The sequence below is a fragment of the Streptomyces sp. NPDC001100 genome (assembly GCF_053598575.1).
In genome coordinates, this window is sequence record NZ_JBSFKO010000028.1 from 103,782 (window position 1) to 121,694 (window position 17,913).

General features: G+C 72.1%; 7 protein-coding genes. 6 read left to right on the top strand and 1 reads right to left on the bottom strand.

Annotated features, from left to right (window positions below):
* Positions 1–2: 2 nt before the first annotated feature.
* On the bottom strand, positions 3–827 hold the full coding sequence (locus ACWDEW_RS33350) for a fumarylacetoacetate hydrolase family protein (protein WP_450517752.1): 825 nt from the start codon (positions 825–827) through the stop codon (positions 3–5).
* Positions 828–973: 146 nt separating this feature from the next.
* Between ACWDEW_RS33350 and ACWDEW_RS33355 the strand changes: the two genes are divergently transcribed.
* The 6 genes from ACWDEW_RS33355 to ACWDEW_RS33380 all read left to right on the top strand — a co-directional run bounded on the left by ACWDEW_RS33355 (position 974) and on the right by ACWDEW_RS33380 (position 17,910).
* Positions 974–1,414 carry a RidA family protein gene (locus ACWDEW_RS33355; protein WP_450517754.1) on the top strand — a complete coding sequence of 147 codons (441 nt, stop codon included), beginning with the start codon at positions 974–976 and terminating at the stop codon, positions 1,412–1,414.
* 705 nt (positions 1,415–2,119) lie between these two features.
* Positions 2,120–6,100 (top strand): non-ribosomal peptide synthetase, encoded by a 3,981-nt coding sequence (locus ACWDEW_RS33360; protein WP_450517756.1) that lies wholly within the window; start codon positions 2,120–2,122, stop codon positions 6,098–6,100.
* A complete protein-coding gene (locus ACWDEW_RS33365; protein WP_450517758.1) occupies positions 6,100–15,252 on the top strand; it encodes an amino acid adenylation domain-containing protein in 9,153 nt (3,050 codons plus the stop codon). The genes ACWDEW_RS33360 and ACWDEW_RS33365 overlap by 1 nt, the downstream gene beginning before the upstream one ends.
* Before the next feature lie 10 nt (positions 15,253–15,262).
* Complete coding sequence (locus ACWDEW_RS33370) at positions 15,263–16,339, top strand: GSCFA domain-containing protein (RefSeq protein ID WP_450517760.1); 1,077 nt, start codon at positions 15,263–15,265, stop codon at positions 16,337–16,339.
* Positions 16,284–16,985, top strand: coding sequence for a hypothetical protein (locus ACWDEW_RS33375; RefSeq protein ID WP_450517762.1), 702 nt, complete (start codon positions 16,284–16,286; stop codon positions 16,983–16,985). The genes ACWDEW_RS33370 and ACWDEW_RS33375 overlap by 56 nt, the downstream gene beginning before the upstream one ends.
* Before the next feature lie 46 nt (positions 16,986–17,031).
* Entirely contained in the window at positions 17,032–17,910 is an 879-nt protein-coding gene (locus ACWDEW_RS33380; RefSeq protein ID WP_450517764.1) for a TauD/TfdA dioxygenase family protein, read from the top strand.
* The last annotated feature ends 3 nt before the right edge of the window (positions 17,911–17,913 follow it).

The following is a 17,913-nucleotide window of genomic DNA, read 5'->3' on the forward strand; positions in this document are numbered from 1 at the left end:
GATCAGCTCCTGGAGTCGGTGAGACGGAGGCGGTTGCGCAGGGTGCCGATGCCCGGGATCTCGGTCTCGACGAGATCGCCGTCGGCCAGACGGACCGGTGGGGTCATGCCCGACCCCACACCACCGGGGGTGCCGGTGAGCACGAGGTCGCCGGGACGCAGCACCGTGAAGGTCGAGATGTAGGCGAGCAGATCGGCCGCGTCGAACACCAGCGTGCGCGTGTTGCCGCGCTGCCGCTCGACACCGTCGACCCGGCAGATCACCTCGACGCCGGTGACCGGGTCCAGCTCGTCGGGGGTGACCACCACCGGGCCCAGCGGGGTGGTGCGGTCCCAGGCCTTGCCCTGGAACCACTGGAGCGTGCGCTTCTGCCAGTCCCGCACGCTGATGTCGTTCGCGACCGTGTACCCGGCGATCGCCCGTCCGGCCGTGTCGCGGTCGGCGTTCCTCAGTTCGGCCCCGACCACCACCGCGAGCTCGGCCTCCCAGTCGACGTCGAGACCGGGCGGGAGGAACAGGTCGTCCTCGGGGCCGGTCAGCGTGTCGGCGAACTTGGCGAACAGGGTGGGGTGCGCGGGCAGCTCGCGGCCCATCTCGGTGATGTGGTCGGCGTAGTTGAGTCCGCAGCAGACGACCTTTCGCGGTGACGGCAGCGGCAACACCGGGGTGGCGCCCGGCAGTTCGGCCTCGGCGAGGTCTGCGACACGGTCGGGGGACGTCGTCGCCAGCAGTGCGGAGAGGTCGTCGGCCGGCAGTGCCCGCCAGCGGTCGCCGTCCAGGACGGCGGCCGTGGTGCGGCCTTCGTGGGCCACGGTGGCGAGCTTCATGGGCGGTACTCCCTCGGGTGCTCGGGGTGACGGCGGCTGGAGGGGCCGAGCCGCGTCGGCGATATAGCGAGATTTTCACGACCGTCGAAAACAGTCAATAGATGAGTTACGCTGCCTGCACCAGCCCGTCCGAGGAGGAACCCGCAATGACGACTCCGATCCCGGTGAACCCGCCCTCGCTCCCCGCACCGAGCGGCTACTCGCACGGCACCCTGAGCGGCAACACGCTCCACCTGGGCGGACAGACGGCCCTGGACGCGAACATGCGGATCGTCCCCGGAGGCATCGTCGAGCAGTTCCGGCAGGCGTTCGGCAACGTGCTCACCACGCTGCGGGCCGCCGGTGGCATCCCCGAGGACCTGGTCAGCCTGACGATCTACCTCACCGACATCCCCGACTACCAGGCGCACGGCAAGGAGATCGGGAAGGTCTGGCGCGAGCTCGCGGGCCCGGTCTACCCGGCGATGGCCGGCATCGGCACCACCGCGCTCTGGCAGCCGGAGGCGATGATCGAGATCCTCGGCGTCGCGGTCGTCCCGGACGAGCGGCTCATCCGGCCGGGCGAGGGGAACGCCGCCGGGGTGTGACGGGTACCTGGCGCCAGGTGAGCGCTGCCCTCGATCGTGCATGAGCCCTCGTCGTGCGCCGACGAGGGCTTCTTGCTGCATTTCGTGACCCCCTGCTGCAGGGGTTCCGCTGCCGCTCGGCGCGCGGCCATTCTGACATCTCTGCCGAGCGGTGCGGCTTTCAAACATTCAATTCGGTTCGACTGCCGAAATAGGTGGTCCTCTTTGCCTGTGTGGCCGCCCATGTCACCGATTCGCCTTCCTGCGGGGGAAGTTGTGTGACGGTGTGCAGGCGTTCCTCCCATATGGGAGTTTCGCGGGATTCTTTTTTCAGGGTGACACCCGGGTGGGGCTCCGGGAAATATCAAGTGTTGACATGCCCGGAGCCCGTGATTGATGATTACGACCGCGTCACGGAGTTCCGGAAGGGAATCTGAGGGAACAGGAAAATGACGTGACGAAGTAATTGGCCAGCGATTTCGTTCGTCGAATTGTCGAATCCCCGGGCCGCTTTCGGCGGCCCTGCGCGTCCCGGCCGCCGGCCCCGCGCCCGCCACCTCTCCTGCCCCTCTTCACGGCACCCGCTCGACGGCGAGCGCGGCCTCCCCGCGCTGTCCGCCCGACGGCGAGCGCGCCCTTTCCGGACCGTCGGCAGCCCGGTGATCCCGGTTTGTCGCGCCCCGATGTCACCCAGCCCCACACCGATGGGAAGGCCAGGTACCGCCGGTGCACCACACCCCCCGCCCTGCCCCCGCTCCCCGCGCGTCCACCGAATCGGCCCCGCACCGGCAGGAAGGGGCGCGGCTCCGGCCCGCCTCCTTTGCCCAGCAGCGGCTGTGGTTCCTGTCCCAGCTGCCGGGCGCGAACGCCGCGTACAACGAGACGATCGCCTTCACCCTGACCGGTCCGCTCGACGCCGACCTGCTGTCCCGAGCCCTCGACACACTGACGGACCGTCATGAGACGCTGCGGACAAGGCTGGTGGCCACGCAAGGGGACGTACATCAGCACATCGACCCACCGGGCACCGGATTCACCCTGACCCGCGAAGACCTCACCGCCGTCGACGACTTGGACGCGCGGGTGGCCGCCCGCCAACTCGACGAGGCACAGCAGCCGTTCGACCTCGAAGCGGGCCCGCTCGGCCGAGGCCGCCTCCTCGTCACGGGACCCGAACGCCACGTACTGCTCCTGACGTTCCATCACAGCATCTACGACGGCGTCTCGATGAACGTCATGATGGACGAACTCGGGCAACTCTACGAGGCGTTCGGCACGGGCGCCCCGAACCCCCTGCCGCCGCTCACGGTGCAGTTCGCGGACCACGCGAGCGCCCAGCGCGAAGCCGACCTCGGCACCCAGGAGGACTACTGGCGGCGCGCGCTCGACGACGCCCCGCCCGTCCTGGAACTGCCCACGGACCGTCCCCGGCCGGCGGAACAGCAATACGCGGGCGGCCGGGTCGAGTTCGGGCTCGACGCCGAGGTCACCGCCGGACTCCGCGGCCTGGCGAGACGGCACGGCGCCACCCCCTACGTGGCCCTGCTGACCGGCTGGGCGATCCTGCTCTCGCGCCTTACCGGGCAGGAAGACATCGTTGTCGGCAGCCCGTTCGCCGGCCGGCGCGGCCCGGGAGCGGCCGGCCTCATCGGCTTCCTCGTCAACTCCCTCCCGCTGCGCGTCGATCTCTCCGGAACCCTCACCGCCGCCGAGGCCCTGACCCGCACCCGCGCCGTCGTACGCGAGGCCCTCGCCCACCAGGACCTGCCCTTCGAGCGCATCGTGGAACTCGTCAACCCGCCCCGCAGCGCCTCCCGCACACCCCTGTTCCAGACCATGCTGGCCTGGCAGCCCGACCGGCGGGGCCTGCTGCACCTGCCCGGAGTCGACGCCGAGCCGCTGCCGATCGCCCACGCCCCGGCCAAGTTCGACCTCGCCCTGTCGGCGACCGAGTCCGACGGCCGTATCACCGGACACCTGGACTACGCGACCGCGCTCATCGATGCCGACACCGCCCGGCGCTGGACCGGCCACCTCCGGCACCTGCTCACCGACATGGTCCGCCACCCCGAACGGGACATCCGGGCAGTGGAGTTGATGAACCCGGAAGAACGCCGACGGGTACTCCTCGACGGCGACGCCACTCGACCCGACGCCGCCGCCCGGCCCGACCCTGCGGAGACCGCCCTGCGTTCGGCGTCCGGACTCGTCGAACTCTTCGAGATGCAGGTCCGCGAGCGCCCCGCACGGACCGCGGTCGTCGACCGGGACGGCAAGCTGGACTACGCGGCACTCGGCCGCCGCACCGACCACCTCGCGCAGGCCCTGGTCGCCCGGTCCGTCCGCCCCGGCGACGTGGTGGGCCTGCACGCGAAACGCTCCCGCGACCTGGCCGTCGGCGTGCTCGGCATCCTCAAGGCGGGCGCCGCCTACCTCCCGCTCGACCCGGGCCAGCCCGCCGAACGCCTCGCCCGCATGATCGAGGACGCCGCCTGCCCGCTCGTGCTGAGCGACCAGGACAGTGCCGAACGCGCCCCGGAATGGCTCGACCTGGGCACCGTAGAGGCTGAAGGGGCGACCCGGCAGGGGCCACCGACGGACATCGACCGCACGCCCGACCAGCTGGCCTACGTGATCTTCACCTCTGGGTCCACGGGACGGCCCAAGGGCGTCGCGGTCGAACACCGCAGCGTCATCAATCTGTTCGCGACCTGGCACGCCCGCATGGGCACCGCCCCCGGCGAGGCCGGCTCCGCCTGGTCCGGCATCGGCTTCGACGCCTCGATCCACGAACTGCTGCTGCCGCTGACCACCGGCGGTGAACTGCACATCGTCCCCGAGGAGTTGCGCGGCGACCCCGAAGCCCTGCTGGCGTGGATGCGCGAACACACGGTCACCCAGGCGTTCCTGCCACCCGCCTACGTCAAGTGGATCGACGAGGACCCAGCCGCACGACTGCACGGCCTGCCCCTGCGCAAGCTCCTCACCGGCGTGGAGTCACTCACCGAAGCCGCGCTCCACCGCATGACACAGCACCTCCCGGGCCTGCGGATCTGCTTCGGCTACGGCCCCACCGAGGCGACCCTCTACAGCACCGCCCACTACGACCCCCGCCCGCTGGACCGGCCGTGCCCCATCGGCCGCCCGCTGCCGCACACCCGCATGTACGTGCTCGACGGCCGCCTGGAACCCGTCCCGCCCGGAGTGGTCGGCGAGGTCTACCTCGGCGGAGCCTCGCTGGCCCGCGGCTATCTGGGCCGCCCCGACCTCACCAAGGAACGCTTCCTGCCCGACCCGTTCGTGCCCGGCGAGCGGATCTACCGCACCGGCGACCTCGCCCGCCGACTGCCGGACGGCCAGGCCCACTTCATGGGACGCGCCGACGACCAGGTCAAACTCCGCGGCTTCCGCATCGAGCCCGCCGAGGTCGAGGCGGCGCTCACGGCCCTGCCCGGCGTACGGGAGGCAGCCGTCCTCGTCGACCACGACGCGACGGGCCAGCCCCGCCTCGTCGCCGGAATGGGCCGGGGCACGGCACCGCCCCGCACCGCACACGACTGGCGCACCGCCCTCGCCCGCCGGCTGCCGGACTACATGATCCCCGCCGTCTTCCTCGACCTCGAAGCACTGCCGCTCAACCGCAGCGGCAAACTCGACCGGCCCCAACTCCTGCGCCTGGCCCGGGAGTCGACCTCCGACCAGGTCAACACGGCCAGCCCGCGCGACCACGTCGAACACGACCTGTACCGGATCTGGCAACGCATCCTGCTCCACCCCGACATCGGGGTCAGCGACAACTTCTTCGAGATCGGCGGCACTTCACTGTCGGCCATCAAGATGGCCCACGCGGTCACCGAGACCTTCGGCCGCCGACTTCCCGTCGGCGAGGTGATGACGCGCCCCACCATCGAGGCCCTGGCCGAGCTGCTCCGCGAGGACGGAACCGCCGAAGCCCCCGGCAGCCTCATCGAGTTCCGTCCCGGCACCGGTCCGCGCGTGGTCTGCGTCCACCCCGCCGGCGGCACCGCCTTCTGCTATCTGCCCCTGGCCGCCCTCCTGCCCGAAAGCGTCGGGCTCTACGGGATCCAGTCCCCGGGAGTCAACCCCGACGAGGACCTGCTGCCCAGCGTGGAAGCCATGGCCGAGGCGTACCTGCGCCTCCTGGAACCGCTCGGCGACCACCCCCTCGTCCTGACCGGCCTGTCCTACGGCGGCCTCGTCGCCCACGAGATGGGACGCCTCCTGGCCGCCGCCGGACACCGCGCGGTCAGTGTCGTCCTCCTGGACACCCAGGCCACCGACGACGCGACCGCCCGCGCGGAGATCGGCGCCGTCGACGCGACCGAGTTCCGCGACAAACTCGTGAGGTTCAACGGGATGTACCCCGGGATCGACGACGCCCAGGTCGACCGCTACTTCCACATCTACAACCACAACCGGCTCACCGCCCGCGACCACCTCCCGGCGGCCTCCCCGGCCCGCCTGGTCCTCGCCCAGGCCGTACCGGACGGCACCGACACCCCCTTCCACGCCGAGGTCCGTGCCTTCTGGCGGCGCCGCGCCGAGGGCGCGTTCCGGGTGGAGACGCTGGAGTGCGACCACTGGGAGATCCTGGAGGGCGTCGGAGGGACCCGGGTCGGCACCCTGCTCGGAGCCGAACTGGCCCACCACACCGATCAGTTGGCCCTGCCGATACGGGAGGCGTGATGGACCTCGGACCAGCCCGCACCGTCTTTCCGGCACCGCTCGACCCGGCCCGCGCACGGACCGCCTCCCTCGCCGAGACCGTCCTCGCCCAGGCCCGCCGTACCCCCGCCGCCCCCGCCGTCGAGGACGGCGGCCGGGTCCTCGACTACACGGAACTCGTGCGAGCGAGTGGCCTGGTGGCGGCGCGGCTGCACGCGGCCGGAGTACGCCCCGGGCACGCGGTCGCCGTGCACCTGCCGCGCTCCTGGCAGTTGGTCTGCGTCATGCTCGGCATCCGCCGTGCCGGAGCCACCGTCGTCCCCCTCGACCGCCTCAGCCCGCCGGACCGGCAGCGCCACATCCTCGACGACTCGGGTGCCGTCGCTGTGGTTCACGGGGACGGTCCCCAACTACCCGTGCAACTGCCGGTGTTGAACGTCGATCTGCTCCTGAGCGGCAACGGCACCGGCCTGCCCGACGTCTCCCGGGGACACCCCGGCGACACCGCCACGGGCTTCGTCTTCTACACCTCCGGCAGCACAGGGCACCCCAAGGGCGTGGAGGTCACCGACGAAGGAGTGCTGCGGCTGGCCCGCCCCGGCTATCTCGACCTGCGGCCCGGCACCCGCTTCGCCTGCCTGGCCAACCCCGCCTTCGACGCGCTCAGTTTCGAGGTGTGGGTCCCGCTGCTGACCGGTGGCGCCTGCGTCGTACTCGACGACAGCCAGGTTCACAGCGCGCCCGGACTCGCGAGGGCGCTCGTCGAGCGCAGCGTCGACACACTGTTCATCACGACGGCACTCTTCAACGCGGTCGTCGAGCAGGTCCCCGACTGCTTCGCCACCGTCGGACAGGTCCTCGTCGGCGGCGAACAGCTCAACGCCCGTATCGTCCGCCGCTGGTACGAGACCAACCCCAAGGCCCGCACCGTCCTGCACAACGTGTACGGGCCGACCGAGGCGACCACCTTCGCCCTCTGCCACCCCATCCCGCGCGACTTCGCCGGCGACACGATCCCCATCGGCACCCCGCTCCCCGGCACCGGCGTACTGCTGCGCACCGAGGACGACCGCACCGCCGAACCGGGCGAAGTGGCCGAACTCCTGCTGTCCGGCCCGGCGTTGGCGCTCGGCTACCGCAACCTCCCGGAGCGGACCGCCCACAGCTTCGTCCAACTGCCGAACGAGCAGGCGGGGCGGGGTCGTTGGTACCGCACCGGCGACCTCGTACGCCAGGACACCGAGGGCCGGATCACCTACGTCGGCCGGGCCGACCGCCAGGTCAAGGTGCGCGGCTTCCGCATCGAACCGGGCGAAGTGGAGCGGCAGGTCCTGGCCCGGCCCGCCGTCCGCCAGGCCTACGTGTGCACTCGCCGCGACACCGAGGACCGCAACGAACTGCTCGCCTTCCTCGTTCTGGGCGGCGAACTCTCCTACGACGACTACGACCGCCACCTCGCCGCGACCCTGCCCTCGTACATGCGCCCGCACCACACGTACCTGGTCGCCGAACTGCCGCGCAACGCTAACGGGAAGGTCGACCGGGAGGCCCTGCTGCGCGCTGCCCGCACCCCGTGGCGGGGCACACCGGACGGTGACGCAGCACCCGTCAGCGCCGGGCAGCGGCGGGTGCTGGAGGTCGCGGAGGACATCCTCGCCGTCAACGGACTGCGGCCCGGGGACCGTTGGGCGGCCAGCGGCGGCGACTCGCTGAAGGCGCTGCGCTTCCGCTTCGAGATCCTCGAACGCTACGCGGTCGACCTCCCGCACGACCTGGTCATGCGCGCCGACTTCGCCGCCCTCGCGGACGCCGTCGACGCCGCCGACACGGCCGTAGGAGAACATCCGCCCGTATCCGGGCCCGCCGGTGCGACGACCGCGCCGGCCACCAGTGAGCAGGAGCGGCTGTGGCTTCTGCACCAGCGAGCGCCCGAAGACCGGTCCTACGACGTGCCGTTGGCCTTCCGGGTCCGGGGCCGCGTCGACACGGCGGCCCTGCACGGTGCGGTGCGTGCCCTGGTGGAACGGCATGTCGCCCTGCGCACCCGGCTGGTCCCCGCCCCGGACGGGCTGCTCCAGCGGACCGGGGACGCCTACGACCCGTGGCAACGCCTCGAAGCCCGCGCCGGAGAGGAGTGGCAGGACACCGCCGACCGGTTCTTCGAGCACCGCTTCGACCTCACCGAGGGCCGGATGCTGCGGGCGGCCTGGGTGCCGGAGACCGACGGCGGACTGCTCCTGCTGCATCTGCACCACGTCGCCGTGGACGGCTGGTCGCTCAACCTCCTCCTCCGCGACCTCACCGATGCCTGCGTCGCCGACGGCCCGTCCTATACGCCCCTGGACTTCGCCCCCTGGCAGCGCGCCTGGCGGACGAGCGCTGCCTACGAGGTCCGTCGCGCGCGGCTGCGTTCCCACTACGGCCGCGACGGCGAACCGTCACCCGCGCTGCCGGCGCCCCACGCGCCACGGGCCCGCCTGCTGCGCACCACACTCGACGTCGTCGGCCGCAGTGCACTGGACCGGCGCGCCGCACAACTCGGCCTGACCCGCTACCAGTTGCTGGTGTCCGCGTTCGCCGCGAGCGTCTACGGCGTCACCGGGCAGCGGCGCCCGCTGATCGCCACGCCGGTGGCGAACCGTCCGCGGCCCGAATTCGCCGACACGGTCGGCATGTTCGCCAACACCGTGCTCCTCGACCTGCCGATGGAGCCGCACCGCTCACTGGACGCCCAGCTGTCGGAGCACGCCGACGCCGTGCACGCCGTGCTGTGCGACCAGGAGGTCGCCCTCGCCGACGTCCTCGCGGACCGCGCCGTCGGCGAGCGGACCCCCTTGTTCGACTACCTGTTCGTGCTGGAGAACACCGACTTCTCCGCGCTGCGACTGACCGGCTGCGACGTACGGCCGTTGTGGCCCGAGCCGCTCGGCGCGAAATGCGCCCTCACGCTGTCGGTGGTGGAGCACGAGAGCGGCTTCGACTGTCTGTGGGAGTACCGCGACGACCTCGGCGCCGAACGCGCCCGCGCTGCGGCCCGACTCTTCCGCCAGGCCCTCGACCATCTGACCGGCGACACCGGCACCACCCTGCACGACCTGGTCGCCGACTACCGCCGCACCCTGCCCGACCACGGCCAAGGCCCCACCCGGGCAACCGACTTCGCCACGGTCGCCGAGGGCTTCGCCCGGCAAGTGGCCCGCACTCCGCACGAACCAGCCGTCACCGCCGGAGAGCTGTCCCTCACCTACGCCGAACTCGACGCGCAGGCCGCCCGGTTGGCGGCCGTGCTGGCCACCCGTCTTCCGGCCGACCCCGCCGCCCCGGCGGCCGTTGCCCTCCATCTCCGGCCCTCCGCCGGACACATCGTGGCCCTCCTGGCGGCGGCCCGGCTCAACCTCACCGTCGTGCCGCTCGACCCCGCCTATCCACCGCCCCTGTTGCGCCATGTGCTCGACCGGGCCGACCCCTTGTGCGTGCTCGTGGCGCCGGAGGACGAGGATGCCCTCGCCGCGATCGCGCCGACGTCCCTGCCACGACACGTCCTGACGCTCGCGGACACCGCCACCGCCGCCGGGCCCGAAACTCCGGCGCACCAGGGAGAGCGTCCGCTCTACACCCTGTTCACGTCGGGCTCCACCGGCGACCCGAAAGGCGTCCAGGTCTTCGACCGGACCCTGTGCAACCTGCTGACCTGGCAGCGCACCGACGGCGGTCTCCACGGACCCGCCGTCACCCAGCAGTTCTCCATGCTGTCCTTCGACGTCTCCTTCCAGGAGATCTTCACCACCCTGTGCTCCGGGGGCCTGCTGCGCCTGGTCGAACCCGCTTGGCGGCACGATGTCCCGTCCCTGCTGCGGGAGTTGGAGACCGGGGGAGCGGAGCGGATCTTCCTGCCGTATGTAGCCCTGCAACTGCTCGCCGAACACGGCGTGCGCACCGGGCGGTTCCCGTCCCGGCTGCGTGAAGTCGTCACCGCCGGGGAGCAGTTGGTGTGTACGGACGCGATCCGCCGCTGGTTCGCCGGGCTGCCGGACGCCCGCCTGTTCAACCACTACGGCCCCACCGAGACCCATGTCGTCAGCGGCCTGTGCCTCGACGGCGATCCGGCCGCCTGGCCGCTGCGGCCCGCGATCGGACGTCCCGTCGCGAACGCCGTGCTGCGGGTCGTCGACGAGGGCGGCCACCCCGTTCCGCCGGGCGTCACCGGCGAGTTGCTGATCGGCGGCCTCATGGCCCACCGCTGCTACCTCGGCGACGACACAGCGCACCACGACCGGTTCACCGACGACCCCGACCTCGGCACCTTCTATCGGACCGGCGACCTCGCGCGCTTCGACGCGGAGGGCCTGCTGCACTACGCGGGCCGCGACGACAGTCAGGTCAAACTCGGCGGACACCGGCTGGAGTTGGGCCAGGTGGAGGCCGCGCTCCTGCAGTACCCCGGCATCACCAACGCCGTCGCGGCCGTGACGGACGGGCTGTTGGTGGCCTGCCTGCAGTGCCGGGGTGGCGACCCCGACCCGAAGGACCTCGCCGACCATCTGTCCGTGCTGCTGCCCGCCTACGTGCGCGTCAGCCGGTTCCGCCGTCTGACGGAACTGCCACGGACCCCCAGCGGCAAACTGGACCGCCGGGCGGCACTCACCGCCCAGGGGCGCGAACTGCGCCCGGCGGGTGCGACCGCCCGGGCCGCCCTGTCCGCTCTCGAAGCACGGCTGGCCGCCCTGTTCGAGACGGTGACCGGCAAGGCGATCGGTGTCGAGCAGCGGTTCTTCGACGCCGGTGCCACCAGCCTGGACCTGATGCGCTTCCAGCTCCGCTGCGCAGGCGAGGACCGACTCGCCTTCGGTGTACCGGAGTTGTTCGAGCACGTAAGCCTCCGCGCACTGGCCCGCCTCATCGAGGGACGCACGTCGCAGAGCACGGATTCGACGCCCCTTGGCGCGCCACGCCCCGTGGGCGAACCCATTGCCGTGATCGGGATGGCCGTACGGCTGCCTGGCGCCCCCGATCTGGCCGCCTTCTGGGACCTGGTCGTCTCCGGCCGCCGGGGCATCGAGCACTTCCCGACGACCGACGGCCGGATCGGCGCCCGCAGCCAACTCGCCGGGCCGCTCGCCTTCGACCCGGGCCGCTTCACCATCAGCCCGCACGAGGCCCGCCTCATGGACCCCCAGCAACGACAGCTCCTGATGAACTGCGCCGAGGCACTCGCCCACGCAGGCATCGCGGACCCGGCGGCCCACCGGGTGGGACTCCTGGCCGCCTGCGGAGAGAACACCTATTTCCAGCGCATGCTGCGCGAGGCCGAACCGGACCGGCTGCCCGACACCTTCCGGCTCGCGCTCCACCACGAGAAGGACTTCCTGGCCACCAAAGCCGCCTACCACCTCGGACTGACCGGGCCCGCCTTCACCGTGCAGTCCGCGTGCTCCAGCTCGCTCGTCGGCGTACACGTGGCCGCCGGGATGCTCCGGCAGGGCGACGCGGACGTGATGCTCGTCGGCGGGGCCCTCGTCGACATCGACCTGACCGACGGCTACACCTACCGGCCGCAGCACATCTTCTCGCCGGACGGCCACTGCCGGCCCTTCAGCGCGGACGCCGCCGGCACCGTCGGCGGCAGCGGCACCGCCGTCGTCGTCCTCAAGCCGCTCAGTGCCGCCCGCCGCGACGGCGACACCGTCTACGCCGTCGTCACCGGCTCCGGAATCAACAACGACGGTGCGGACAAGCTCAGTTACAGCGCACCCGCCCTGGCCGGACAGCGCGCCGCGATCCGCACCGCCCTGCACCGCAGCGGCCGCAGCGGCACCGAACTCGGCTATGTGGAGGCACACGGGACCGGTACCCGGCTCGGGGACCCGGTGGAGACGGCCGCGCTGCGGCAGGCGTACGGGCTCGTGGACGACGCGCGCGTGGCGCTGTCCTCCGTGAAGAGTCAGATCGGGCACCTGGGCGCGGCCGCGGGCGTCGTCGGCCTCGTGCGGGCCGTGCTCGCCGTGCATCACGGGGTCATACCGCCGACGGTGGACTTCGACCGGCTCAACCCCGAAATCGAGGAGGGGCCGTTCCGTATACCGGTCACCGCCGAACCCTGGCCGTCCGACACCCCGCGAGTGGCCGCCGTCAGCAGCTTCGGCATCGGCGGGACCAACGCCCATCTGCTGCTGGAACAGGGAGAGTTGTCGGATCCCGGTCCCGTTGCGTCCGAGGTGGTGCCGTGCCTGGTGCTGTCCGGCGCTTCGCAGGCCGCCGTGCGCGCGGACGGACGCCGTATCGCCGCCTACCTGAAGGCGTACCCCGACACCTACCCGCAGGTGCTGCGCCATCTCCAGGCCGGACGGCCGGCGCTCGGCTGCCGGGCGGCGGCGGTCTGCCCGGACGTCACCTCCGCCGTCGCGTGGCTCGCCGCGGTCGGCGAGGACGGGGAGATCGGCGAGCCGCTCGTGCAGACGGAGGACGCGGCACCGGACCGGGACCCCCACGCCCTCGCCCGGGCATGGACGGCCGGCCACACCCTCGTATGGCCGGAGGGCCCCGCGCCCGCACCGTGGGACTTCCCACCGCCCGCCTTCGACACGGCGGAGTACGACTTCCGGCGCACGCCCGGAGCCGACGAACCCGAGGTCGGATCCGCGCGGTCGGCCGCCCCTCGGCGACTGCCCGTCGACCAGTGGCTGCACCAGCCGCTGTGGACACGTCTGCGCCGCGCCCGTACCGGCGCCCACCAGCCACGGCGGACCGCCGTCGTGGTCACCGCGCCGGACGCGGACGGCACGGCGTGGCGGTTCCTGGAACGGCACTACGCCCGCGTGGTGACCGTGCGCGCCGGGCAGGGACTCACCCGGCTCGGCGCGGACCGCTACGAGGCCGATCCGGCCGACACCGACCAACTCGCCGTCGTGCTGGCCGAGGTCGCCGGGCCCGCCGGCCCCGGCGTCGACTGGCTGCACACCCTTCCCCTGAGCCTCGACGGCAGCCTCGACGATCGCGAGCTGGAGGCGGCCCAGTGGGCCTGCCTCGACACCGTCGCGGCCCTCGCCCGCGCCCTCGCCCAGATCCCCGACGCCGAACGGCCCCGCGCCTGGCTGCTGTCCCACGGGGCGCAGCCGGTCACCGGCCCCGTCCGCACCCCGGAGGCAGGCCTGCTCGCCGCAGCCCTCGAAGTACCCCGGCAGGAGCTGGGCGTGCGCCTGCGCTGGACCGACCTGCCCGGACCGCGCCCGGCCGACTGGGCCGCCCGACTGCCGGACCTGCTCCTGGACGACACGGTCACCGAACCGTCGACCGCCCTGCGCGAGGGCTTCTGGTGGCAGCGCACCCTGCAGCCGGTCCGCGCCGCCGAGTCCCCAACTGCCGCTGTCCACAAGGCCGTTCCCGGAACCCACCTGGTGCTCGGCGGCACCGGCGGCATCGGCACCACCCTGGCCGCCCGCCTCCTGGCACACCCCGGCAACCGCGTGGTTCTCGTCGCCCGGGGGACCGGGACACCGCCCGCGCTGCGCGCCCACCGGGACCGTGTCACGCTGGTCCGGGCCGACCTCGCCACCGACGACCTCGACACGGTCGTGGACCGGCTGGCCCCGCACCTCGACGACCTCGCCGGGATCGTCCACGCCGCGGGCACCGCCGCCGGCGGGCTCCTCGTCCGCCGCGACCCCGAAACCGCCCGCCGTGCCACGGCCGCCAAACTGCGCGGCGCCCTGCTCGTCGAGCGGATCATCGCCGAGTACGACCCCGACTACGCGGCCTACTGCTCGTCAATGGCCGCCGGGTTCGGAGGAGTCGGGCAGTTCGACTACGCGGCGGCCAACGCCTGCCTGGATGCATACGCCCACCACACGCCTCCCGGCGCCGACGACGCCACCGTCCGCATGAGCATCGGCTGGGACGCCTGGCGGGAGGTGGGCATGGCACAGCACGCCCTGACCGCCGACGCCCGCCACCAGGAACACCTCAGGTCGGCACTCACCCCCGAGGACGGCGCGGCGGTCTTCGAGCGGGCCCTGCACCTGCAGTTGCCGCACCTGCTGGTCAACACCACGCCCCTGGCGGAGGCTCACTACTTCTACGAGCACGAGCACGAGCACGAGCACGAGAACGACCAGGAGCACGCGTCCGTCGCCGACTCCCGGCCGGTGCTCGCCACCCGCCCCACCGCCGGCGACCCCGCCGCCGACCTCACCGAGATCCTGCGCGACCTCCTCGGTGTGGACTCCGTCGACCCCGAGGAGGCGCTGTACGACCTGGGCGCCGACTCGCTCACCCTGCTGGAACTCATCGACGAGGTGAAACGCCGCCACGGCACCGACATCGACCTGTCCCGGCTCAGCCACCGGGTGAGCCTCGCCGAGATCCTCGGTCACCTCGACACCGGCACCCGCCGCGCGTCCGCCGCGGTAGCCGTTGAAGTGTGGCAACGAGGACCCGGACCGGACGTGTTGTGCCTGGTCCACCCGGTCGGCGGCGACATCCAGGCCTACCGCCCGCTGGTGGCCGCCCTCCCCGCCGAGTCGACCGTCTGCCTGATCGCCGACCCGAAACTGCGCGACCCGGGACTGCCCGCCCGGTCGATCGCCGACCGGGCCGCGCACTACCTGGAGGCCGTGCGGGCCACCTTCCCTGACCCCGACTACCGCCTGAGCCTTGCGGGGTGGTCGTTCGGTGCCTGGACCGCCCTGTCCATGACGGCACTCGCCGAAGCCGAGGGCAGACCCGTCCACGCCGTCCACCTCCTCGACCCGCCGCCGCCCGGCGCCGGCCAACGCCTCGCCGCCTACGACGAACAGCAGATCGACGCCGTGTTCGCGCGCGAACTCAGCGGCAACGGCGGCGAACCGCTGTCGGAGTCCGGCCGCGCCTACGCCGAACGCCTCGCCCACTGCTGCCGCACCAACCTCGCGGCCATGGCCGAACACCGGCTGCCCCGACTGCACACGACACCCGCCGAGGTATGGCTCGCCCAACGCCCGGTGGAGGAAGGGCTGTTGACCCCGGAACCGACCGCGCCCGGAGCCTGGGACGCCCATCTGCCCGGCCCCTACCGCCTCCACCACCTCGACGCCACCCACTACGAACTCGTAGCCGAACCCCACGTCCAGGCGATCGCCGCCGCACTCGCGACAGCCCCTTCCGAGAGCGCTCTGCTGCGCTCCGCCGGACGATCCTGAGGAGGCCACCGTGCGGCACCCCTACACCCGTCTGCCCGAGCGGTCCTTCTGGCGCACCGCGGTCGCCGAACCCGACCCGCTCGACATCACCGACCTGTGGACGCCGAAGTTCGCCATCGGCCAGGACGATCCCGTCGTCACCGCCGGATCCTGCTTCGCCGCCCACATCGGACGGGCCCTACTGGAGGAGGGCATGCACTGGTACGACGCCGAACCGCCGCCGCCGGGCCTCACCCGCGCGGAGCGGTCGGCGCGCGGCTACCGCCGCTTCTCCTTCCGGACCGGCAACATCTACACCGCCGCCGCACTGCGCCAGTGGATCGCCTGGGCGCTCGACGAGGAGAAACCTCCCGAGGAGGTCTGGGCGGAGGACGGCGCCTTCCACGACCCGTACCGGCCCACCGTCGAACCGGACGGCTTCGCCTCGCCCGCCGACCTGCTGCGCTCCCGCGACACCACCCTCGCCGCCGTCCGCACCGCCCTCACCAAGGCCGACGTCCTCGTCTTCACCCTCGGCCTCACCGAGGCCTGGCACGACACCCGTACCGGCACGGTGCTGCCGATGTGCCCCGGAACCGTACGCGGCACCTTCGACCCCGCCCGGCACGTGCTGCGCAACCACACGGTGGCCCGGGTGCACGACGACCTGACGTCCCTGCTCGCCCTGGCCCGCACCGTCAACTCCCGGCTACGAATGGTCCTCACCGTCTCCCCGGTTCCCCTGACGGCCACCGCCACCGGCCGTCACGCCCTCGTCGCCACCACCCACTCCAAGTCCGTCCTGCGCGCGGCGGCCGGCCAACTCGCCGACGAGAACGCCGACATCGACTACTTCCCGTCGTACGAGATCGTCACCGGGCACCCCTACCGGGCGGCCTTCTACGAACCCAACCTCCGCACGGTCAGCCCCGACGGGGTGGCCTTCGTGATGCGGCACTTCTTCGAGGCCGTCCAGGGCCGGACCAGCACCATGCCCGTCACCACCACGACCATCACCCCCACCCTCGTCGACGGCGGAGAGGACAACCGGTGTGACGACGCAGTGCTCGACTACTACAACCCCCGCCCGCTTCCTTCTGCTCGGTGACTCCCACGCCGGTTGCATCGGCCGCGCCGCCCAGGCGGCCGACCTGCCCTTCGCCGGCGGCCCGGTCGGTTCCGGGCGCGACTTCCTGGGACCCTTCTTCGACACTGACACCGACACCACCGACCTCACCTTCCGGCAGGCCGAGACACAGCGGCTGTACCGCGAGTTCCTCGACACCCTCGACGTGCCCGCGCTCGCCGAACTCCGGGTACCGCTGGTGTGCACCTTCGGCCTGAGTGCCCACACCGTCGCCACCCGGCAGAACTGGGACCTCTACCGCGACCGCCACGGCACCGTCCCGACCGCCTTCCTGCACAGCGGCCTCTTCGCCGACCTGATCCGTGCGACCGCCCGGGGCGCGCTCGCCTTCTACGACCACGCCGCCGCCCTGGGACTGCGTGTACTGGCGCCGTTGCCGCCCCAGCGCGTCCCCGGCATGTCCGACCCGGACGTCTTCTTCGCCGCGCAGGACATCCTCGTAGCCGAACTCGCGACAAAAGGAGCCGAGTTGGTGGATCTGCGCACACGCGTCACCGACGGGACCGGCCTGCAACGCCCCGCCTTCTGCCAGCCGGACGACACCATCCACGGCAACCTCGCCTACGGCCGCCTCGTCGTGTCCGAACTCCTCGACCGAGGCCTGTGAGCCTCCCCCCTGCACCCCACCTACACCAACACCAAGGAGGTCCCCCATGGAGGACTACGCGCTCAAGGCCGTCGAACGGCTCACCACCCGCCCCGCCGAGCCCTACGACACCCTGTCCGTCGAGCCGATCACCCCGCTGCTGGGCGCCGAGGTCACCGGCCTCGACCTGTCCCGGGAGCTGACGCCCCAGCAGGAGAAGGAGCTCCAGCACGCGTTCCAGGCCCACCACGTCCTGGTCTTCCGCGACCAGGACATCACCCCCGAGGAACACAAGCGGTTCGCGGGCGTCTTCGGCGAACTGCACCCCGTCGCCCTCGCACCCGAGGGATCCGACCCGTACATCCTGGAGATCAAGGCGACCAAGGAGTCCCGGGCCGTGGCCGGCAACGGCTGGCACGCCGACGGCACCGCCGACCCCGAGCCCTCCCTCGGTTCACTGCTCTACATCACGACCATTCCCGAGGGCGGCAGCGGCGGCGACACCGTCTTCGCCAACATGCACCTCGCCTACGACCTGCTGTCACCCACGATGCGCGGCTTCCTCGACGGCCTGACCGCTCTGCACGACGGAGCCCTCCCCTGGACCGCCGCCGGACAGACCCCACCGCCCGAGTACGAGGTACCGCGCACCGAACAGCCGGTCGTCGTCCGGCACCCGGAGACGGGCCGCAAGCTGCTCTTCGTCAACGCTCCCTACACCTCCCACATCACCCAGCTGTCCCGCGCCGAGAGCGACGCCCTCCTCGACCTCCTGTACGCGCACATAGCCCGCACGCCGCTGCTGCACTGCCGGGTCCGCTGGCAGGAGCGCACCCTCGTCCTCTGGGACAACCGCAGCGTCCAGCACCACGCCGTCTGGGACTACTTCCCGCACACCCGGGAGGGCCGCCGCGTGGCCGTCAACGGCAGTTCCCTGCAGGCCTGAGCG